Origin of the sequence: Aurantimonas endophytica (assembly GCF_014196845.1) — a bacterium.
GTDB classification, from domain to species: domain Bacteria; phylum Pseudomonadota; class Alphaproteobacteria; order Rhizobiales; family Rhizobiaceae; genus Aurantimonas; species Aurantimonas endophytica.
Genome location: NZ_JACIEM010000005.1, coordinates 270835 through 290425, shown reverse-complemented (window position 1 = coordinate 290425; position 19591 = coordinate 270835). Strand labels below are relative to the sequence as shown.

The following is a 19591-nucleotide window of genomic DNA, read 5'->3' as shown; positions in this document are numbered from 1 at the left end:
CATGGTCACTCACACTGTCTCTCCGGCGCCGAGCGGCATTGGCCGTGCTCAGGCGCCTCAGGTTTCTGGTTCGCTACAGAGTGTATCAATCCACCGGGTGAGCACAAGGGTTGGGCCGAGCCCCCCACGGCGGGTCAACCGGCATCACGTGATCGCGCGAGGGAAACCGATAACAGGCCGGATCCGGTTGTCGTGACGGACCGCGGGCTCAGGGTGACAGCAGAAGAACATTCCGCGGCGGCCGGAACCGACCGGGCCGGGCGCCCACCGACGAGCGGCGAGGAAAAATCCTTGCCGAGGGTTCACAGCCCGCTCCGCCCCGTCTATATGGTCACCCGTGACGCACACGCTGCGTCGCCTGCTGGGGAATAGGTTAACGGTAGACCCACGGACTCTGACTCCGTTAGTCCTGGTTCGAATCCAGGTTCCCCAGCCAGCCTACCGCAAGTCACTGTAATCTCTATTGTTCTCAGCCGCTGAGAATCCTCTCGGTGCCGTTGCCGTGCTTTGGGCCCAAACCTGTAGCCCAGAGGTGACGCCCATGCGGCCGATCCCGGGCTCCAAGCTCAAGGGATCCGGGCAGTGGCGACTCGGCACGAAACAAGCAATCTCGAACGGCGCGGCCACACTTTCTACTGGCGTGCGAGGGTCCCGACGCGTTTCCGACAGGTGCCGCGGCAGGCCCGCCTGTCCTTCTCGCTTCGGTTGTCCGACCATCACAAAGCGGCCTACATGGCGCGGCGGCTGAACACGCTGCTCGCCGACCTGACCGTGAGATCAACTGCCGCGATGACGACCAAGGACCAGCTCGACCAGCTCTTCCGCGCCGAGATCGAGCGCATGAGCGCACATCTCGACGACATTGCCTTCGCCGTCCGGCGCAGCGGCGGGATCGATGACGTGCGCGAGATGGAAGCGGATATCGAGGTTGGCTGGGCCTACCGACTGATCCAGCTCTTCGGCACGACCCGTCCGCTCACCTTCGATGCGGCGTGCCCAGCGCGCGCGCTGCTGTTGCGCCACGGCATCCCGGAGCCGCACGTCATGGCGATCGCCGAGACCTTCTGGGCAGAGCAGAAGGGCGCCCGCGGCGTCGTCTTCGATCGCGACGTCCGACAGCAGATGGAAGATGTCGGCCTCGACCCGACGCTGGCCAATCGCGAACGGGCGAAGATGGAGTTGTTCCGCGCCAAGGCCGACGCCCTGCTCAACGTCACCGAACGCTGGCCGATGATTGACCGCCGGCAGAATGCGCTGGTCGCCACGACGCTGCCGGAGCACGAGCGGGCCGACCTGGTGTTTTCAGCTTCTGTCGACCCGATTGTTGATGCCGTCGGCACCGCGGGCTCTCAACACGTCTCGGCTGTGGCACCCGTAGCCGGCCGGGTCGCGCCCCCTGACATTGACGCTCCAGGGACCGCCGAGCAACCCCAAGAGGGATTGCAGCCAACCGAAGTGCCGACGCCGATGGATCCGCCGGAAATCATTTCCGCCGAGGCTCTGGATGCCGCGCATGTCGCGCCGGCGGAGCGTGTCCTCCACCTCGCCGACTTCGAGCACGCCTACGACGAACTCTACAAGAACAACCGCCAGAACTGGACGCCAGCCACGGCGAGCGACGTCCGAACGCTGGTGCGGATGTTCCGAGACATTCTGGAGGAGCATGGCGTCGCGCATTCCGGCGAAATCCGGCAACACCATGTGGCAGCGCTCCGCCAGCATCTGAACGACATCCCGACCCGTTACGGACAGAGCGCGCGCCAGCGCGCGATGAAGCCGGGGGCCCTACGGACCTTCGCTGTCGAGGAGAACGCACGGGCAGAGCGCTTGGGCAGAGCGCCCATCCCGGTCGGCTTGTCCGCATCGACGATCAGAAAGCATCTGGGCAACCTCGATACGTTCCTTACCCACCTCCAGGCGAACGGCTACGTCGTAGCGGACTGGTCGTTCAAGGGACTGCGCCCGAAGAAGCCCAAGCTGGGCGCTCTGCGTCTCAAGCAGGTGAAGCCAAAGCCTGAACAGGTTCGGCCCATCTTCGACATTCCGGTCTTCACCGGCTGCCGAGATGCGATGAACCGGGACATCCCCGGCGACGCGGTGTTCCATTCCGGGGTCTACTTCCTGCCAATGATGCTGGCCTATCTAGGCGCGCGCCGGTTCGAGTTCGCCGGGTTGGGGACGACGGATGTGCTCGTTACACCGAACGGCCCTGCCCTCCACATCCGGGAGAACACCATTCGCGGCATCAAGAACGCGCAGTCCGATCGGATTCTGCCGGTGCCCTCCGAGGTGCTACGCCTCGGATTTCTCGACTATGTCGGGGCCATCCGTCGTCTCGGATACCAGCAGCTCTTCCCCGAGCTGTTTTCGCCGTTGCTGAAGACCAATGACCCTGGGGACCGCTTCTACAAAGACTTCATTCCCCTCGTGAAGGCGTCACCGCACTTCTCGGAGAACCTGTGGAGCCGTGCCATCCATGCTCTCAGACATGGTTTCTCCGACACGATGAAACAGGCTGGCGTCGACACCGCCGTCATCAACGACATATCCGGACGGCTCGGCGAGTCCAAGACCGAGTTACGCTATACGAATGTTGCTGGCCTGCCGCTGATCGAGAGCCACGTCCGGAAATACCCTTCGATCACGAGCCATCTTGAGCCTCATCCGATCCGTCTATTGCCGTGGGTCGAAGCGAAGCAACTGCCGCCTTGGGCGGGCAAGAGCCCGGGGAAGCGGTTTCGGAAATGATTTCCATCTGCCCGCGAAACGTCAGTCTGGACCGTGGCAGACCGTCAAATTGGACATAGGCAAAGAAAGCGGCTTCCGGCAACGACCCGATCGGAAAACGTCTCGGCGCCGCTTGAGGCCAAAGCGAACCGGCAGCTTAGGGCTACCCCCGACCGAAAGCTGATGGGGTGGACGCCCCCTGACGGCATCGCTGTGCCAGAATGGAGTGTTGCAACCATTCGAAGGGAGGCGTCCGTGTCTGAGGTTACCACGATCGGTCTGGATATCGCGAAGAATGTGTTCCATGCGCACGGTTCGGATACACGCGGTCGAGGCGTTTTCTCGAAGCGGCTGAGCCGGGCGAAGGTGCTCGACTTCTTCGCCGCACAACCGCGTTGCACCGTGGCTATGGAAGCCTGCGGCGGTGCGCATCATTGGGGCCGTGAGCTAATGGCGCTCGGCCATGACGTACGGCTGATCCCGCCCGCGTACGTCAAGCCGTTCGTGAAGCGGCAGAAGAACGATACGGTGGATGCCGAAGCGATTTGCGAGGCAGCGCAGCGCCCAACCATGCGCTTCGTGGCCGTGAAGAGCGAGGAGCAGCAGGCGTCCGCCCTCGTGTTCCGGACCCGCGATCTCTTGGTTCGCCAGCGAACCCAGCTCGTCAACGCCATCCGGGGACACCTCACCGAGTACGGTTGGGTGGCGCCGAAGGGAGTGTCCTACGTCTCGATGCTCGGCGATATGCTCGAGGAGGAGATGGCAGCCTTACCGGCGACGGCGGTCGCGATGTTCCGCGTGATGCTGGATCTCCTGGCCGAGTTGGACGAGCGGATCGCGAATCTTGACCGGGAGATCGCTCGCCGTGCCCGCGAGGACGAGACGGCGCGCCGGCTGATGACCATTCCTGGCATCGGGCCGATCACCGCGACAGCGTTGACCGCCCTTGCTCCCACTGCCGAGACCTTCGCCAAGGGTCGCGACTTCGCCGCCTGGCTGGGTCTGACACCGTTGCAGCGATCGACCGGAGGCAAACAGAAGCTCGGCGCGACGTCGAAGATGGGCGAGCGAACGCTGCGCCGCCTGCTGATCATCGGCGCCAGCGCCGTCGTCAAACAGGCGGCACATCGTGGAGTTCCCAAGGGATCGTGGCTGGAACGAATGCTGGCGCGCAAGCCGCGCATGCTGGTGACGGTGGCGCTCGCCAACAAGATGGCGCGCATTGTCTGGGCCCTTCTGGCGAAGGGCGGAAGTTACCGAGCTCCGGCAGCGGTCGCGGTGTAAGCCGGGATCGACGTCAGAGGCTGTCGGGCACGCGAGGTCGGTCGAAGGAGGGTATGGCGCTACAGTCGGCGAGACGGGGCTGGAAGAACCAGGGAACGGCAGAGCGCTATCCAAGCGCGCAAAGCTGATGTGGATCCAGTCCGCGAACTCCCATACGGGCCCGCAGCCGATGGCTGCATCAGGAGGCCGGACAGATGGCAGCATCCGACATCGTGCCTACCGCCAAAAAACCGCTTGCGTCCGGAGGGGCGTCCACAGATGCCGTTCCGGTTCCGACCCTTCGCAGACATTGCGTTCACAATTGCCGCTTCCTGGAAGCAGACATTCGAACAAGGTTGGTTCGAGTGTGGGGCGGGTGACACCCCTTAAAATTTTGTTTCAGAACGGCGCCAGTAGGCAACGACATGGTGTTGGTCCGCCCGCAGCCCGACCGCCTGGCGCAAATGCGCGCGGATGGATCGGAAGGCGGTGAACTCGGTTCCGGCCCAGGCAAAGACGCGGGTCGGAGAGGCGGGGATCTGCACAGTGGCCACCGCGTCGGCAAGATCCGTAGTAGAGCCTGCAGGGACGCCGTCGCGCGAAAGCCATCGAATGGCGATCCCGCTCGGCGCATCGAGGTCCTGGACATAATGCCGGTCCGGCACCTCGATCAGGGCGATACCACGGGCGCTCGAGGGAAGGCTTTCGAGTATCCGGGCGATGGCGGGAAGCGCTGTTTCGTCGCCCGCCAGAAGATACCAGTCGGCCGGACGGATGCCGAGGCCGCCGGGTCCGATGACGCCCACCACATCGCCAACGACGGCGTTCTCGCCGAACGCCGATCCCGGGCCGGCATCGGCGTGGAGGACGAAATCGATCGCGATCGTCCCGCGCTCGGCGTCGACGTGACGGATGGTGTACTTGCGCACGAGGAGCTTGTCCTCGCCCGTGGGCCAGTGGATCAGCCCGTCCGGTCCGACCTTCGGCCAAACCGGCCCGCGGCCCGCCGGCGCGAACAGCAGCTTGCAGTGCAGGTTCTGTGCGGTAGAGAAGCGCGCCAGATCCTCACCGCTGAGCGTCAGCCGCCGCATCGCGGGCGCAATGGTCTGGACGCCCGCCACCTTCATAAGCCGGAACTCACCTGGGCTAGTGACGTCGCTGCCGTCGCCGGTCCACACGATGCGGCCGGCCGCCTTGCCCGCGAACTCCACGAGATGACTGGCTAGCGATGCGCGCAAGGAAATGAGATCCGACAGGAGCTGCGCCTCGGCCTTGAGAAGCAGGCGACCCGGAACGGCTTGCAGGGTGCCGCGGCTGCCTTCGAAGCGCACATGGACAACCGTCTCGCCCTTTTCGATTTCGGCCCCGTGCTCACCGAGGTGGTCGCAGATCGGCTGGAGGTAGAGGCCGGCGTCCGGCAGCGCGACATCGGCCTGGGCAACGAGCATGGTCATGCATAATTGTCCTGCGTCGGGGATTCGCCATCGACCATGATCTGAAGACGCCCTTGAGAGCAGCGCTCGACCCGCGCGAGGACGCCGTAGACATCGCGCAACATGGTATGGGTGACGGCCGCCTCGGGCGGCCCGTCGGCGCGAACGGCGCCCTGCGAAAGCACCACGATACGGTCGGCGAATTGTGCGGCAAGCGCCAGATCGTGCAGCACGGCAACGACCATGCGGCTTGAGGATGCGATCTCGCGCACGATGCGCATGACGCGCAACTGGTGCTTGAGGTCGAGGGCGCTAGTGGGCTCGTCGAGAAGCAGAAGCTCGGGCTCGCGGACCACGGCCTGCGCTAGGCTGGCAAGCTGGCGCTGCCCGCCGGATAGCCGGTCAAGAGGCTCGAGCGCCAGTTCCGCGATCCCGAACCGCGACAGGACAGCCATGGCCCGCGAGAGGACAGCGCGATCCGACGGGTCTGCGGCGTCCCCCGTCGGAGTCGCCTTGAGGGCGGCCATCGCGGCTTCAAGAACGGTCAGAGAAACGCCGACCGGAATTTGCTGCGGCATGAAGGCGACGCGTGCGGCGCGTTCGGTCAGCGAAAGTCGTTGGAGGTCGGCGCCGCCGAGGCGGATAGAGCCTGATGCCGGCAGGAGACCGGCGAGCGCCTTCAGGAGCGTCGACTTGCCGGCAGCGTTCGGGCCGACGAGCGCGGTAAGTGAACCACGCCGTATCCCGGAAAGGTTCAGGCCGCCGATGACCTCGCGGCGTCCGTACCGTACCCGCAGATCGACGATGTCAAAGGCGTCAGCCGCCGTCACAGCCGTTCCCGCCGCGTCAGAATCAACGAGAAGAACACCGGCAGGCCGACTGCGGCGGTGAGGATGCTGATCGGGATCACGATGCCGGGGATCAGCGTCTTGGAGGCGATGCTGGCGAAGGCCATCACGGTGGCACCAACGAGTGCACTTGCCGGCAGGAAGAAGCGGTGGTCCTCGCCGATCAGCATGCGGGCGATGTGCGGTCCGACGAGGCCGATGAAGGCGATGGTGCCAACGAAAGACACAGCGGTGGCCGCCAGAAGGCTGATGCGCAGCAGCGAAAACAGGCGCAGCCGCCCGACGTCGATCCCGAAGGAGCGGGCTCGATCCTCGCCAAGGCGCAAGGCCGTCATGCGCCAGGCGGAGGCGAGCGAGAAGGGCAGCGTCAGGACGAGCACGCCCGAGAGGATCGCGATCGCCAGCCAGTTGGCGCGCGCGAGGCTGCCCATGCTCCAGAAGACGAGTTGCTGCAGCGCGTCGGCGGATGCCACAAACTGAAGGAGCGAGACCGCGGCCTCGAATGTGAAGACGAGCGCGATGCCGAGGAGAACGAGGTTGTCCGGCCCGCCGGTGACGCGCCGGCCGAGCGCCTGGATGAGGAGGACGGAGGCGAAGGCGAACACGAACGCGTTGCTGGTGATCAGGAATGCCGGCGGCAGGCCAGGCACGCCGAGCCCGAGGACGATCGCGACTGCGGCGCCGAGCGAGGCGGCGGACGAAACGCCGAGGGTGAAGGGACTGGCGAGCGGGTTGTTGAGGATCGTCTGCATTTCGGCGCCGGACAGGGCGAGCGCGGCGCCGACGAGAAGCGCGATCAGCGCCACGGGCAACCGGATCTGCCAGACGATAACCTGCGTCGATGCCGGATAGGCGGCCGGGTCGACCAGCGCGCCGAACGTGTCGGCTAGCGTCATCGCTGAGGGACCGGTTACGAGGTCGATTGCGAAACCGCAGAGGCAGGTGACGAGGAGCACGGCGACGAGCACGAGGCGCCGGCGCAGAAGCGCCCGGTATCCGGCCTCCGCGGCGGTCGTGGCCACTGTCTGTATCTCCGGCGTGCCCGATGTCATCGAGCGCCGGCGTGCGGGCGAGGACCGGCCGCCGCATCGATCCAGAAGGCGCCTTCAAGTGGAATGGCGAGGAAGCGCGCGTTGATTTCGGCGAGCGTCTCCCGCGGGTCCAGATCGGAAAACAGCTCCGGGTGAAACCAGCGCGCCATCACCTCGATGGCAACGAGATGCAGCGGCGAGTGGGTGAAGTCGTGCCAGATCCCATGTGCACGTCCCTCGTTGACGGCGCTCAGCGCGGCAATCCCGGGGCGCTCGAGTAGGCGTTCGAACCCCGCTTGGACTGACACCTCCTCCACATTGCGCCCGAGGGTGAAGCCGCTCGCCGAGCCGCGGGCATAACCGCCGGTTGCGACGTAGACGTCCGGATCGCGCGACAGCACATATTCGAGGCTAAGCTGCCCAGTCGGCGTCGTGAGGAGGTCGGCGCCGATGTTGTGGCCGCCCGCAGCGCGGATGAAACCGTCAAGCGCGCCCTGGCCGGGCGAATAGCAGCAATCAGGACCGGCGGCGTGGGCGTGCATGAAGATGGCCGGGCGCTCGAGCGTAGAATCGGCCTCGGCAAGACGGCCTATGATCGCCGCCATGCGCCCCTCGTAGAAGTCGAGGAAGCCGGCAACATGCGCTTCGGTGCCCAGCATCTGCCCGAGGATGCGAAGGCTCTGCGTCGAGTTCGCGAGCGGCTCCACGAAGAAGTCGACCACGATCACTGGGATGCCGGCCGCCTCGAAGTGCTGCACCATCGGGCTCGCGCTTGCGCCCTCCGCCGCGCCGCCAATGTCGTAGACGTTGAGCAGCACGGCATCCGGCTCAAGGGCAACAATCGTCTCGAACGACACCGTGTCGAGCGACATCCTGCCGACCAGCGGGATCGCGTCGATATCCGGATGAAGACGCCGAAGCGCTGTTGCCTGCGCCTCGTCCATCACCGCCGTCAGACCGGACCAGCCGGCGATCAGGGCGATGGGGTCGGGATGGGCGAGCGCCAATGCCTCCAGGTTCATGGAAGAGCCGACGACGATGCGATCCGCCGGCTCCTGGAGCGTCACAGCGCGACCGGCGATGTCGGTCAATTGCACCTGCGCGCCAGCGCCCGTCGACGGAAAAAGCGTCGCAAGGAACATCAAAGCGATCACCGCGCCCCAGCGACGTGCGAGAGCGCCTAGAGGCGCGGGTGAAAGGAGCTGCATCGGACGGGACATAGCGTCACCACTGCAGCGCGCCGAGCCGCTTCTCGTCCCGTACCCTACCACTTGTAGCGCAGCGTGCCGAACACCTGACGACCGTTGCCGTAGTAGCAGGTAGCAAGATCGTTGCATGTCGAGACGTAGTCCTTGTCGAAGAGGTTGCTCGCGTTGACCGCGATATCGGCGCCTTCGAGCCGAGCGTCGAGATAGCCGAGGTCGTAGTTCGCCACGGCGTCGACCAGCGTGTAGGATGAGATCGGCAGATCGTTGGCAAGGTTTCCCCAGTGCTCCCCGAAATAGCGAACGCCGGCGCCGAGCGTCAGCCCGCCAAGCGCGCCGCTGTCGAACGTATAGCTCGCAAAGGCAGCCGCCTGATGGTTCGGTGTCACCGGTAGGTCGCTGCCCACGAAGAGCGGGTTGGTGTTCTCGGTAATCTCGCTGTCCAGGTATGAATAGGAGGCGATCAGGTCGAGATTGTCGGTCAGCGACACCTTGCCCTCGATCTCGAAGCCGCGAACCTCAACTGCACCCGCCTGCGTCTGGAAGCCCGGGTTGGCGGTGTCGGCGACCAGGACGTTCTCCTGCACGATCTGGAACACCGAGGCGGTGAATAGTCCGTCGATGAAGGTCGGCTCGTATTTCACGCCGGCTTCGATCTGATCGCCTGTGGTCGGTTCGAAAGCGGCGCCCCCGGCGCCGGTCACGACGGATGAGAGACCGCCGGAGAAGCCGACGCCAACTGTCGGCTGGAACAGCGTCGAGTAGCTGAGATAGGGCGAGATGCCGGGGTCGAGTTCGTAGAGCGCGCCGACGCGGTAGGTGAATTCGGCATCGTCCGCGGATGCCTCGACATCGGTGATCCGGTTGCGCGTGTCGTTGCTGGCCCAGTCCTGGCGGCCGCTGAGGAGCAGCACCAGACGATCGTAGCGGATCTGGTCCTGGACATAGATGCCGGTCTGCTCGACGCTCTGATCGATGTTACCCGTCAGCGGCGGCGGCAAGATCACGGCGCTGTAGTCCGGATCGAAGACGTCGAGCGGCGAGGTCGGCACGAGGTGGGTCTTGAAGTCGGAATCGAACTGGCGGTAGTCGAGCCCGGCCAACAGCGTATGCTCGAAAGCACCGGTGGTGAAATCGTAGACGAGCTGGTTGTCGACGGTCAGTCCGCCGATCTCGTCATCAAAGTTCACGGCGCGCCGGGTGACGTTGCGGAAGTTGGTCGGCACGCCGCCGACGCTCGGGAAGCCGAAGCCGCGCACCACCGGCAGACTCACGTCGACATCGGTGTAGCGCAGGTTCTGGCGCACGAGCAGCGACTCGGTGAACCGGTGCTCGAACTCGTAGCCGATGCCCCACTGCTCACGCTCGAAGTCGTCAAAGTCCGGATCGCCGATGAAGCGCTCGCGTGGGATCTGACCGTTCGGGTTAGGGAAGCGCGTGCCCTGCGAAGGGAGGAACTGAAGCGATTTGGCATCGTCTTTGATATAGAACGCGCTCAGCGTCAACGAGGTCTCTGCCGTCGGTGTCCAGGTGAAGCTCGGCGCGATGAAGGCACGATCGTCGTTGACGAAATCGACCTCGGTGTCGGACAGACGACCGAGGCCGATCAGCCGGTAGAGCACGGTCCCTTCGTCGTCGATGGGCCCGGTGAAGTCGAAGGCGCCCTGGAAGCGGTTGTGATTGCCGACCTGGAACTCGACCTCGCGCTGCGTTTCGTTCAGCGGCTTCTTGGAGACGAAGTTGATGAGGCCGCCCGGAGGCGACTGGCCGTAGAGCACCGAGGCCGGACCTTTGAGCACTTCCAGGCGCTCAATGCCGTAAGGCTCGTAGCGCGGCGTGGCATAGGTCGAGTTCGGCAGAAGCAGACCGTCGAGATAGGCCGGCGCGTCGAAGCCGCGGATCTTGATCCAGTCGTAGCGCGGATCGGCGCCGAAGCGCTCGACTTGGACGCCGGCATTGTAGCGCAGGGCCTCGCTCGGGTTCTGCGCATTCAGGATCTCGATCTGATCGGCGGTGACGACGCTGATGGACTGCGGCGTTTCGACGATCGGGGTATCGGTCTTGGTGCCGGTCGCGCTGCGGGACGCGACGACGCCCTCCACGGGTCCGTTGGCGCGTTCCGGCGAAACGCTGCCGGCCGCCCCACTGCCTCCGCCCTCGACAAGGACCGTGTCCAGTTCGATAACCGTCGCTTCCTGCGCGGCTGCCATGCCGATTGTCAGAGCGGAAAGCGCAGTCCCCAAGAGAAGCGTCGTGCGCCGATAGGACCGAGGTCTAGCGACCGTGTTCTTCATGAAAGCTTGTCCCCAAATGCCAACGACCTGCGGCAAGCCCCTGCCCCGCATCGCCTTCTTCATTGGAAGAGCCGCTCGAGGTGCGCAACACGCCGATGTTCGCAATCCTGACAATTACATTCTAGAAAAGTTAGGTCGTTTCGAAGGTGCGGCCTGGGCTTCGCTGTAGCTGCCTTTCGGCAACAACTCCCGCGGCGACAGGCCGAACCGCTTGCGGAAGAGCGTCGCGAAATGGGTCTGGCTGTAGCCCGTTTCGGCCGCCGCCCGGCCGACGCTCCATTGCGCGCTCACGAGCAGACGGAAGGCGGCCTGCAGCCGTTCCTCCTGGAGGAGCGCGTAGGGTGTCATGCCGTACAGCAAGCGAAACCCCCGGCTGAGCTTCCACGGATTCATGCCGGCGCTTGAAGCCAGCAGCGCCATGTTCGGCGCGTCGCTGAGCGATGCAAGGAGGAGATCCCGGGCGAGTCGGATCCGCTCCGCCTCCCAAGCGGTCAGCCGGCCTGGACGGGTGAGTGAACGATCCGCCTCGAAGCCGCCGAGAACGAGCGCGGTCAGCTCCAGCGCCTTGGACAGACGGTAGAGATCGTGTCGCTTGCCGGTCGGACAGGCGAAGATCTGAGCTGCGACGGCATGCGATGCCGGATCGGAGGGGCGGGCATTGAGGACGAGCCGCCGTGTTTCGGCCCGCCCCTGTGAGTCACGGAGCAAGCCGGCGGGATCGACCCCGGTTTCCGCTGCGACGAGGCTCGGGTCGATCTGGATGAGAACCGCCCGGAACCGCTCTCCTTCATGAAAGAGCTGATCGCGATCGGCCTCGCCATCGCTGAGGATCGCCAGACTTGTCGGACCTCTGCAGTCGAGCGGCCGCGCGTCGTCGGCGCGTAGGCGCATCGCCCCCGCCAGCATTACGACGATCCTCAGGCCGTCGCCGATCGGTGCGGTCACGCGCAGCGGCTCGATATAGGTCGTGTCGCCCGAAGCGATCCGAAGGCGCCCGCCGAGATGCGTCGATACAATATGGGGTAGGCTGTCGATGCCCGCCTCCGTCCTGGCTCCGCCGAGGCAGCATCGTCCTTCGGCATTCTGGCTCGTTCGGGAAACATGAGTAACACGGTCAAGAAAATCCGCCAGTGTCGGCCGAGTGCATGTCAGATCGCAAACTGGCTACAGCGGTCCTTACCCGGTCGTTCTGCGTCGACGAAGGTGAGTTGGCGAGCAGACCGCGCAGTTCCTTCGAAGGCAGCAATCCGGACGGCATCAACCGAAAGCGGACTGCCTGCATTCTACGCGATCAGGCCGAACGGCGCAAAGGAAGTGGACGCCTGAGGCGGTCGATCGGTTATCGATCAGGCCGCCTCTTCGATTTACTCAGATCAGGCTCCGAGAGCTGACGTCCGAATCCGGGAAGACCCCTTCGGCATTAACCCCACGACAAACGGCGGCGCCGCTTCAAGTCATGGGCGCGTCAATCGCAGTGGTCGACGTCGGGGATGCCGTTGCGCTTCGCGCAATCTTTCGAACAGGACCTCGTGCCTTTCTCCTGAACCCACCCGCGCCGGTCAGCGGCGATACGGATACAGAGGAGCGCAGGACGGCTTCGTCCATCGTGGAAGCGTTAAACGGATCGGGTCTGGAGAAGGTGGTTGCCCAATTGACCTACGGTGCCCAGCCCGGACGAGGCAAAGGCGACCTCAGCGTGCTCCACGAGTTCGAGGAAGCGCTCCGAGCGCAGCCGATCCCGGTGACGATCCAACGCGGGGCATACTACATGAGCAATTGGGACTCGATGGTCGATGCCGCGCGCCAGGGTAATCTGCCTTCCATGTTTCCGGCTGATTTCGCGCTTCCCATGGTTGCGCCGGCCGATCTGGGAAAGGAGGCTGCGTCGCTCTTGATGCAGAGCCCTTCAAACTCTGGAACAATCCACACCGAGGGTCCCGGGCGTTACACGCCTCGAAACGTCGCGGACGCCTTCGCCACATCGCTGGGTCGTCGGGTAGAGGTCGCCGTGACACCCCCTGAGGAATGGGAAGACACATTCCGGAAGCTCGGCTTCTCAGCGGAGGCAGCACGATCCTTCGCAGGCATGACCGCTGCGACGCTCGACGGAGGGGCGGACAGGCCAACAGGTACGAAGCAAGGGGAGACAACCCTCGTCGAGTACGTCGACAACCTTATCGCCCGAACGAAGACGAACTGACGCCTCGGCGAAAGTCAGCGACCGTATCGGGGCGAGAACGAGGAGCCTGGAAATGACCGAACTCGTCACATGCCTTTGGTTCGATCACGGCGAAGCGGCAAAAGCCGCAGCGTTCTATGCGTCGCTCTTCCCCGACAGCCGGGTTGAGCGGGTGAATGCGGCTGCATCCGATTATCCCGGCGGCAAGGAGGGCGACGATCTGACCGTCGAGTTCACCGTGCTCGGTCGAAAGTTCGTCGGCCTCAACGGAGGCCCAGACTTCACGCCCAACGAGTCCGTTTGCTTCATGGTCGTCACCGAAGACCAGGAGGAAACCGACCGCTATTGGGATGCGATCGTCGGCAACGGCGGTCAGGAAAGTGCCTGCGGGTGGTGCAAGGATCGTTGGGGCCACTCATGGCAGATCACCCCAAGGCTTCTGCTGGATCTCACGACGAGTTCCGACCGCGACCGGGCAAGGCGTGCTTTCGCGGCGATGATGACGATGCAGAAAATCGACATCGCGACGATCGCGGCAGCCGCGAAGGAGCGTTGACGGATATGCAACGATCGCCGAACCAAGCATCGTGCCCCTTTCTGATTGTCAGCTGCCAAACTCATACGCTCCGAGGCCGACAGTCCGCAAACCACCCGGTCGAGCCATTCGCCGCTCGGCGAGGCTGAGCCGGAAGCGGACCGGCAGGTTTCGGACGAAGACGCTGGGAAGCTGCCGTTCCGCTCACGACCCTTCTTAGACGGTTGGTACGCTGTTCGATCCGTCTGGAAGCGGACGAAGGCTCATGCGTGACCGAACTTGGCAATACAGTGCCAGACCCATTTTGCCGTTTGGTAATCGATTAGCCGATCGCGCGCTCGTCCGAGGATGGCCGGTGTGACGGCGCTATCCACCGCGATCCGAACAATCGCATCTGCCGCTTCTGATCCCCGAAACGTCTTACAATCGGCAAGACGGTCGAACGAAAGGCAGAAGCCTTCATGCCACTCCACGCGGCACCCAAGTAATCGCGCAGCCTCCTCTACACCTGTAGCGCGGAATGAGGGATCGAGAACAATGGCCTCGACGTCGTCTACGATCATCAGAGGGCCATGGATGTGCGCCTCGACGTAATTATCGAGCGGTTCAAGAGCGTACTGATTTTCCTCCGCCAGACGAACCAGTCGCCGTACGTCATCGATGGCAAAATCGCGGGGTTGCAGGTGACTGTCGGGGTAGCAGAAAGACGTTCTCGGGCGGACATGTTGAGCCATACGAAAATGGCACGAACCAAAGCGCCTCGAGCCACCGACGGGATCATGCCGGTGATTCAGCGCTCCGTATTTCGGACGTAGTGAAGGATGCCCCTCGTCATAGGCAGAGCCGAAGATACGGCTTTCCCAGTTCCACCGATCACCACCCCGAAAAGCCGTAAGGCCACCGCTGCTTGTCCCGGTCTCGAATTGGGATCGATAGGTTCCATGCGTGACAAGCAGATCAATCACCGCTTCGCCGCCGACGGCGATGTCTGGATGGAAATTGATCGTAATCGGCCAAGGGACCTCATCGGCGCCTGGGGAACTCTGCTGTCGCAGATGCGTCAATGCTTCTTCGACCGGATCGCCCACCCGGCTAGTCCTTCCGCCTTTCGATAGTTTGGATGGTACGCTGCGACGGCAGCTTATCCAAGAGCGAAGCCGAAAGCTGCCAGTCCGCTTTCCACCCTAGACGGCCGTCCGGCACCTGTCCGCTTTCGACTCCAAAGCGGAATTAATTACCAATGACGGGAGGGGCGGCAGGCTGCTGCTTCACTTCGGAAATGGACGGCGCGGCCAACGCACCACGAGCCTAGATGTGGGCCACCTCTCGAAGGAAACTTGATAGAGGTACGACCATCCTCTCCGGCGTGTTCAGAGACCCTCCTCACGACGCCGACTATCGCACCACGCGGAACACCTTTCCCTTCGTGTGGTCCCGCACGAAATCCACCTCCCTTCCGTTCCAGTGGTAGTCGAGGTGACGGCCTTGTACGGCGTTCGATGCCAGGTCGGGACGGAACAGCGCCGCGCATGTTCCGCTGGCGCACCTGACGCTCGGGTACCGGATACCGCCAGAGCGCGCCGCCCGCATCGCGGCTGCGAAAGTCTGGCTCCGCGCGTAGTCGTCCGGCTGAAGAAGCTCTGGAGAGGAGACCCCGTCTACGCAATGAAGCTCAGCCTCAACGTCGATGACGATCTCTCGGAACTGGCAGTCCCAGTTCTCCGGCTCGTCCGTGGCGGCCATGAAGACCGCATGGTGATGGATGGTTTCCGAGAGGGCGACAGCGAACGTGCGTCCGACATAGAGGACCCCGAAGCTCCCGTCGGATAACCTGCTCGCCCGGTAGGACGACACGTGCGTGAACGGAGCCATCAGGTAGCTCGACCCCGAGCCGCCGACACGGTGCGCGGGATCGACGCGGTCCAGCTCCCCGACCGACTCCATGAGCCGCGGGTTGGTTTTCATCTCGGCGGAGAGGATTGCTGGCCAATCTTCCGGCTCTGCGATGTCCTCGAACAGGTCGATCGGCGGGAAAACGCTGCGGATGATGCGGGACGCCCGGTTCCAGGTCACCCGCTCGATGGGGACCGCAGCGGTCACCACGCCCCTCGCTCGGCGTCCAGATAGCGGCGCACGCGAACAAGATCCGTCATCTCCCCGTTCAGCATGACGTCAAGAGCCGTCCTATCGCCAAAGCGGGCGTTCGGGGCGTCGATCCACTGGTAGACCCGCTCCGACTTCCCGAAGATGACCCGCAGCGCCTTGTGGATGCCCATGAGGATCGAGAGGCGGGTCCGGGTGTCGCGGCCCATGGCGTTTGGCCCCTGCGCCTTCCATCGTCGATAGGTCCTAACGTTCATGTCGAGAAGCGTGGCCGCCTGCTCGTCGGTGATCCCCCACCGCCCGAACAGATTTACGGCCGCGCGGAAGGACGCTGCGCCTTCCTCGTGTGAGATCGGCTCGGAAACGAAGTCGCCGATGTGGGAGGTGACCTCAATCAGATTTACCATCGCCTACCCCTGATGACATTTGTCCTCAATTTAACACTTGACGCGCAAATGACAACCAGGAGCGAGCGGAAGCCACGCCTGCCTCTGCGCTAGCTGAAACACCAAGAGCTTGTGCCTCAGCATCTGCCGGCAAACCGAAATTGCGAGAGCTTTACGTCCCCCTCCGTGGATGTGACGCAGCGGGATTCCACAAGAAGTCGTGACCACATCGCTAGCTCGGCGCCTCGCCTGAATACTTGATGGCACCGGCGTGTCCTGGCCCCTCCAGTCGCTGGCACCGAAGTGAGCGGACGTTCAGAAGCGGACGGGCGGCTCACGACCCATTGTTGCCCCACAGGAGTAAGTTGGCGAGGCTAATAAGCGGACATACATTCATGGGCCAAATCGTTCGGTGCCAGCGAAAGCCCATGTCTTCGTCGACAAAATTGCCGTGATCGTCAGGTCCGCCTGGGCGTATTACCCGACGTTCGGCCCTGACCATTATCTATCCCAACCGTTAGTGAACGAGATCCACTACGGAAGGACGTTCGCGAGCGCTGAGGCGGGCAAGTCTTTCGCATATCGACTGGCCAGACTGGCGCGAGCTGCGTGACTGTCTGAAGCCCCAACGCCGTCAATTTGATCCGATGACAGCGCAGGTCCTGCGCATCAATCGCCTTGCTCATCGATCCCTTCGCGACAAAGCGGGGTCGGCAGGCGCTGCGCCCGGTTCGTTTTGCGGCGGGAGTTCGATCGCAGGGTGCTCCAAGCGACGCGTGGGAGGCTGGGAAGGTGACAGACATTGAGCGGAATAAGCGCAACGTTCGCCGTTTCTACGAGCTGATATTTGACGAAGGTTTGCCACGCAGGGCCATCCAGGACTACGCGGGCAACGACTATATCCAGCACTACCCGCACGTGGCAGATGACAAGGAGGGCTTCATTGACTACTTCGAACGAATGGCGCGTGAGTGGTACGGTAAACACGTAAAGATCAAGCGCGTGATTGCGGAAGGAGACTTCGTGGTTGTTCATTGTCTCCAGCATTGGCCGGGCGGAGACGATTTCGCGGCAATCGACATCTTCCGCTTGGATACAGATGGAAAGATCGTAGAACACTGGGATGTGCTGCAGACGATCCGGTCTCCTCGACTCATCAGAATGGGATGTTCTGATCCACAGCCTCCGGGCCAAAGAAGCTGCCGGATCAGGCTAGCCCCGCGCGATTTGAGTGGTTCTCTACCCTCAGAAAAACCAAAGTATAGCGATTCTGCCTAGTTGTACCACTCAATTGGTGGTTATGCGACAACGAGTATCGAATGAAACAGGCGGGCGCGGAACGCACCGAGTCTTCTTCGTCGGCGGAAACAGCGTGGTCGTCCAAGGGTCGATCGACGAGATCTTCAAGCGCCTTTGGCCGTGAAACACGCCACGCAGTCCGCAGGCCCCCTTACCACTCGACATTCGGACGGGCTGCCGCATCTCTACAGCGCCACCAGCGGAGGACATCATGGCGGACGACAAGAGCAAGACCGATGGGCGAGACCGGGCGAAGGTCTCAGCGAGCTGAGCCGTATGAAGTCAGCTACTTCGCGAAGAAGCATGGGCTGACGTCGGAACAGGCTCGCGAGATCATCAAGAAGCACGGGCCGACACGGGCTGATGCAGATGCCGCGGCAGAGCGGATGAAGACATAGGCTCGCTCTAACCGTCGCAGCAATGCCACCTTTTTGCGGCTATAGCTAGGGCAGTGTCCACGCCTCTAAGGTTCCACGATGTCGATTGAGACCAACCAAGCCGATCGGTTTCTTGCCAAGGGATCCGACGGCAAGGCCTACGATGTTCATCAGGTTCAGGTGCCAGAGTCAGACGGCGGTCTCGAAAGAACCGAGTGGCTCCTTTCGTCAGGGGTCAAGCTGACCACCAGCGATGGCATCTCTTTCACCGTGCCGTGGGAAGATCTCGTCCTGACGAAGGTCGGGGGATGAGCCTTCATCCGGAACAAAGCCTTTGAGGTTGAACAGCCCGCGACCAGCAGCTTGGCGGGCTTGTCTCTGATATGAATGTTGGACAAACGTGTGGAGCTATGGACCGCCCGCAACAGAGCCCAAGACTACCATCACAAGATCATCCAAATCGACCGGGCCGTTGATGGTCACCCGGTTGTCCGTCGTAGTCACCTTCAACTGCCCATCGCTGTTCTCAGCCTGGCGCTGCAGCTCCTCGACAATGGCCTGACGGATCTCGATCTCGACGGTCATCGGGAGCGCTCCCTCGCCGGATCATGGTCGGGAATCTGGGTCTCCTCATCCATTGTCTCGTCGATCGCCTCACCGAGGGACTCGTCGACGCCCTTGGGCGGTAGCTTCTTGCCGGTGTTGACGTAAAGCGACTCTGGATCCTCGAAGACGCTGTTCTCTTTGGAAGCGTGGCTCTTGATGTTCGACATCGACATCTCTCCTCTGGTTGTCAGAGGAAAGCCGGAGGAGCTTGGATGTTCCAGGCACGGCGGGCACCGGCGTCAGCGGCCTGTCCGTGAGTTGGAAATGCTGAGGTGGAAGGTCACCCTGCCTTGCGCTCGGCCATCTGCCAGCGGCGCTTGTTCGCGCGCTCTGCCCAGCTGAAGTCCGGATCGTTCGGATCGTTCGCGCGGACGGCATCTGCGGCGCGCGATGACCCGATGCCGCCCTGCGGCTCGAATGAGGCGTTTGATGCACTCTCCCCGATCTTGCCAACACCCAACGCGAAACAGCGGCCAGTGTGGACACCCTATCCCCGTCAGGGGCTTGCAACGATTTCCCGATTTAACGCGGCGACGATATAGAAGGCCGTGAGAACACGCCGATCTGCCGTCCGTGCACACGGCCGTTTTTCTTGTACCCACTGGCACATGAGCCGTAGATACTCGGGTTCGCCATACTCGCGGACCATGTCAGGATCAGCTTGCAATGCTTCAGATCGGGGACGAATTCGATCAGCCCTCCGTGCATCACCTCGTGGCGGCCGCGCTCGGGCGCCCAACATTCGGGATGGAGGTTGTAATCAGGATTAGCGCCTGCACGCGATCTGGTGCCACTGGTGCGATCTCACGAGCGACATAGCTGCCCATGGAGAAGCCGAGATCGGTACGAAGCTCCTTGACCTGCTGGCGGAGCGTCTTCGCGGCCTTCGGGACATCGATCTTCGCCGATCAGCCGGTCATGCCAGCGGAGCTGCTCAAACGCCTGCCGCAGTTGCCCTTCCGACGCTGCATTCGCCATCTTCGGCAGGGCCTTGGTCATGAGTGCCTCGAAGCTGTCCACCTCATCCAACTCCGAACATACAATTCTATAAGTCCGCTGTTCGTCGACGTGGCTCCTTCGTGGTGTGCGGGAACGGCCTGAACGTGGTCGAGAGCTGCATGATCGTTTTCGCCACCCCGTCTGTTTCCACGGCCGGCTAAATCGCGCCGCCCGGTGCTGTGATGCAGACGCCCGGAGAGCGCCTCAAAGCCGCGGGTCCAACGCGGAGGAATAAGCGGGACACTGCCGACCTTGCCTCCTGCGCCGCAAGAAAGATGTGCGCCGGGGCCAAACTGCGGGACAGGC

Annotated in this window: 18 protein-coding genes and 1 tRNA gene; 8 read left to right on the top strand and 11 right to left on the bottom strand. The window is 63.2% G+C overall.

What is annotated here, in order from left to right; genetic code table 11:
* The first annotated feature begins 362 nt into the window (after positions 1-362).
* From GGR03_RS18900 to GGR03_RS18890, 3 genes are all read left to right on the top strand, one after another.
* A tRNA-Gln gene (locus GGR03_RS18900) sits at positions 363-436 on the top strand.
* Positions 437-582: 146 nt separating this feature from the next.
* Positions 583-2748, top strand: a complete 2166-nt coding sequence (locus GGR03_RS18895; RefSeq protein WP_183210323.1) for a DUF6538 domain-containing protein — start codon at positions 583-585, stop codon at positions 2746-2748.
* A 234-nt stretch (positions 2749-2982) separates the two neighbouring features.
* Positions 2983-4011 (top strand): IS110 family RNA-guided transposase, encoded by a 1029-nt coding sequence (locus GGR03_RS18890; RefSeq protein ID WP_183210620.1) that lies wholly within the window; start codon positions 2983-2985, stop codon positions 4009-4011.
* A 365-nt stretch (positions 4012-4376) separates the two neighbouring features.
* Here the strand turns inward: GGR03_RS18890 and GGR03_RS18885 are convergent, their stop codons facing one another.
* Entirely contained in the window at positions 4377-5381 is a 1005-nt protein-coding gene (locus GGR03_RS18885) for a DUF2218 domain-containing protein (protein ID WP_252920320.1), read from the bottom strand.
* Between GGR03_RS18885 and GGR03_RS24810 the strand changes: the two genes are divergently transcribed.
* On the top strand, positions 5322-5450 hold the full coding sequence (locus GGR03_RS24810) for a hypothetical protein (RefSeq protein ID WP_343058917.1): 129 nt from the start codon (positions 5322-5324) through the stop codon (positions 5448-5450). The two genes, GGR03_RS18885 and GGR03_RS24810, sit on opposite strands and share 60 nt — an antisense overlap.
* Here GGR03_RS24810 and GGR03_RS18880 read toward each other — a convergent pair.
* From GGR03_RS18880 to GGR03_RS24805, 5 genes are all read right to left on the bottom strand, one after another.
* A complete protein-coding gene (locus GGR03_RS18880) occupies positions 5441-6253 on the bottom strand; it encodes an ATP-binding cassette domain-containing protein (RefSeq protein ID WP_183210321.1) in 813 nt (270 codons plus the stop codon). The two genes, GGR03_RS24810 and GGR03_RS18880, sit on opposite strands and share 10 nt — an antisense overlap.
* Entirely contained in the window at positions 6250-7323 is a 1074-nt protein-coding gene (locus tag GGR03_RS18875; protein WP_183210320.1) for a FecCD family ABC transporter permease, read from the bottom strand. The genes GGR03_RS18880 and GGR03_RS18875 overlap by 4 nt, the downstream gene beginning before the upstream one ends.
* Positions 7320-8393 (bottom strand): ABC transporter substrate-binding protein, encoded by a 1074-nt coding sequence (locus GGR03_RS18870; RefSeq protein WP_183210319.1) that lies wholly within the window; start codon positions 8391-8393, stop codon positions 7320-7322. The genes GGR03_RS18875 and GGR03_RS18870 overlap by 4 nt, the downstream gene beginning before the upstream one ends.
* 173 nt (positions 8394-8566) lie before the next feature.
* Positions 8567-10717 (bottom strand): TonB-dependent siderophore receptor, encoded by a 2151-nt coding sequence (locus tag GGR03_RS18865; RefSeq protein ID WP_183210318.1) that lies wholly within the window; start codon positions 10715-10717, stop codon positions 8567-8569.
* Positions 10718-10915: 198 nt separating this feature from the next.
* Positions 10916-11746 (bottom strand): helix-turn-helix domain-containing protein, encoded by an 831-nt coding sequence (locus GGR03_RS24805; RefSeq protein WP_183210317.1) that lies wholly within the window; start codon positions 11744-11746, stop codon positions 10916-10918.
* 511 nt (positions 11747-12257) lie between these two features.
* Here GGR03_RS24805 and GGR03_RS18855 point away from each other — a divergent pair.
* Both GGR03_RS18855 and GGR03_RS18850 read left to right on the top strand, forming a co-directional pair.
* A complete protein-coding gene (locus GGR03_RS18855) occupies positions 12258-13001 on the top strand; it encodes a Rossmann-fold NAD(P)-binding domain-containing protein (RefSeq protein WP_183210316.1) in 744 nt (247 codons plus the stop codon).
* A 52-nt stretch (positions 13002-13053) separates the two neighbouring features.
* Complete coding sequence (locus GGR03_RS18850) at positions 13054-13536, top strand: VOC family protein (protein WP_183210315.1); 483 nt, start codon at positions 13054-13056, stop codon at positions 13534-13536.
* A 242-nt stretch (positions 13537-13778) separates the two neighbouring features.
* Here GGR03_RS18850 and GGR03_RS18845 read toward each other — a convergent pair whose 3' ends face one another.
* The 3 genes from GGR03_RS18845 to GGR03_RS18835 all read right to left on the bottom strand — a co-directional run bounded on the left by GGR03_RS18845 (position 13779) and on the right by GGR03_RS18835 (position 16025).
* Positions 13779-14603 carry a DUF3626 domain-containing protein gene (locus tag GGR03_RS18845; protein ID WP_252920305.1) on the bottom strand — a complete coding sequence of 275 codons (825 nt, stop codon included), beginning with the start codon at positions 14601-14603 and terminating at the stop codon, positions 13779-13781.
* Between the two features lie 307 nt (positions 14604-14910).
* The gene (locus GGR03_RS18840) at positions 14911-15615 is read right to left on the bottom strand and encodes an RES domain-containing protein (RefSeq protein ID WP_183210314.1); all 705 of its coding nucleotides are present in this window, start codon (positions 15613-15615) and stop codon (positions 14911-14913) included.
* The gene (locus tag GGR03_RS18835; protein WP_183210313.1) at positions 15612-16025 is read right to left on the bottom strand and encodes an MbcA/ParS/Xre antitoxin family protein; all 414 of its coding nucleotides are present in this window, start codon (positions 16023-16025) and stop codon (positions 15612-15614) included. Before GGR03_RS18835 ends, GGR03_RS18840 begins: the two co-directional genes overlap by 4 nt.
* 771 nt (positions 16026-16796) lie before the next feature.
* On the opposite strand from GGR03_RS18835, the gene GGR03_RS18830 reads away from it, so the two are divergent.
* Together GGR03_RS18830 and GGR03_RS18820 are read left to right on the top strand one after the other, a co-directional pair.
* Positions 16797-17282, top strand: a complete 486-nt coding sequence (locus GGR03_RS18830) for a nuclear transport factor 2 family protein (protein ID WP_183210312.1) — start codon at positions 16797-16799, stop codon at positions 17280-17282.
* 497 nt (positions 17283-17779) lie between these two features.
* Positions 17780-17992: a hypothetical protein gene (locus GGR03_RS18820; RefSeq protein WP_183210311.1), complete on the top strand. Its 213-nt coding sequence runs from the start codon at positions 17780-17782 to the stop codon at positions 17990-17992.
* Positions 17993-18088: 96 nt separating this feature from the next.
* On the opposite strand, the gene GGR03_RS18815 is transcribed toward GGR03_RS18820, so the two are convergent.
* Positions 18089-18265, bottom strand: coding sequence for a hypothetical protein (locus GGR03_RS18815; RefSeq protein ID WP_183210310.1), 177 nt, complete (start codon positions 18263-18265; stop codon positions 18089-18091).
* Positions 18262-18453: a hypothetical protein gene (locus GGR03_RS18810; protein WP_183210309.1), complete on the bottom strand. Its 192-nt coding sequence runs from the start codon at positions 18451-18453 to the stop codon at positions 18262-18264. The genes GGR03_RS18815 and GGR03_RS18810 overlap by 4 nt, the downstream gene beginning before the upstream one ends.
* Positions 18454-19591: the final 1138 nt, after the last annotated feature.

What these genes read in the sequence shown, in the direction of transcription:
- GGR03_RS24810 (WP_343058917.1), top strand. Translation starts at nt 5,322, where the DNA reads ATGGACAACCGTCTCGCCCTTTTCGATTTCGGCCCCGTGCTCACCGAG.
- GGR03_RS18875 (WP_183210320.1), bottom strand. Translation starts at nt 7,323, where the DNA reads ATGACATCGGGCACGCCGGAGATACAGACAGTGGCCACGACCGCCGCG.
- GGR03_RS18865 (WP_183210318.1), bottom strand. Translation starts at nt 10,717, where the DNA reads ATGGCAGCCGCGCAGGAAGCGACGGTTATCGAACTGGACACGGTCCTT.
- GGR03_RS18855 (WP_183210316.1), top strand. Translation starts at nt 12,258, where the DNA reads ATGGGCGCGTCAATCGCAGTGGTCGACGTCGGGGATGCCGTTGCGCTT.
- GGR03_RS18850 (WP_183210315.1), top strand. Translation starts at nt 13,054, where the DNA reads ATGACCGAACTCGTCACATGCCTTTGGTTCGATCACGGCGAAGCGGCA.
- GGR03_RS18835 (WP_183210313.1), bottom strand. Translation starts at nt 16,025, where the DNA reads ATGGTAAATCTGATTGAGGTCACCTCCCACATCGGCGACTTCGTTTCC.
- GGR03_RS18820 (WP_183210311.1), top strand. Translation starts at nt 17,780, where the DNA reads ATGTCGATTGAGACCAACCAAGCCGATCGGTTTCTTGCCAAGGGATCC.
- GGR03_RS18815 (WP_183210310.1), bottom strand. Translation starts at nt 18,265, where the DNA reads ATGACCGTCGAGATCGAGATCCGTCAGGCCATTGTCGAGGAGCTGCAG.
- GGR03_RS18810 (WP_183210309.1), bottom strand. Translation starts at nt 18,453, where the DNA reads ATGTCGAACATCAAGAGCCACGCTTCCAAAGAGAACAGCGTCTTCGAG.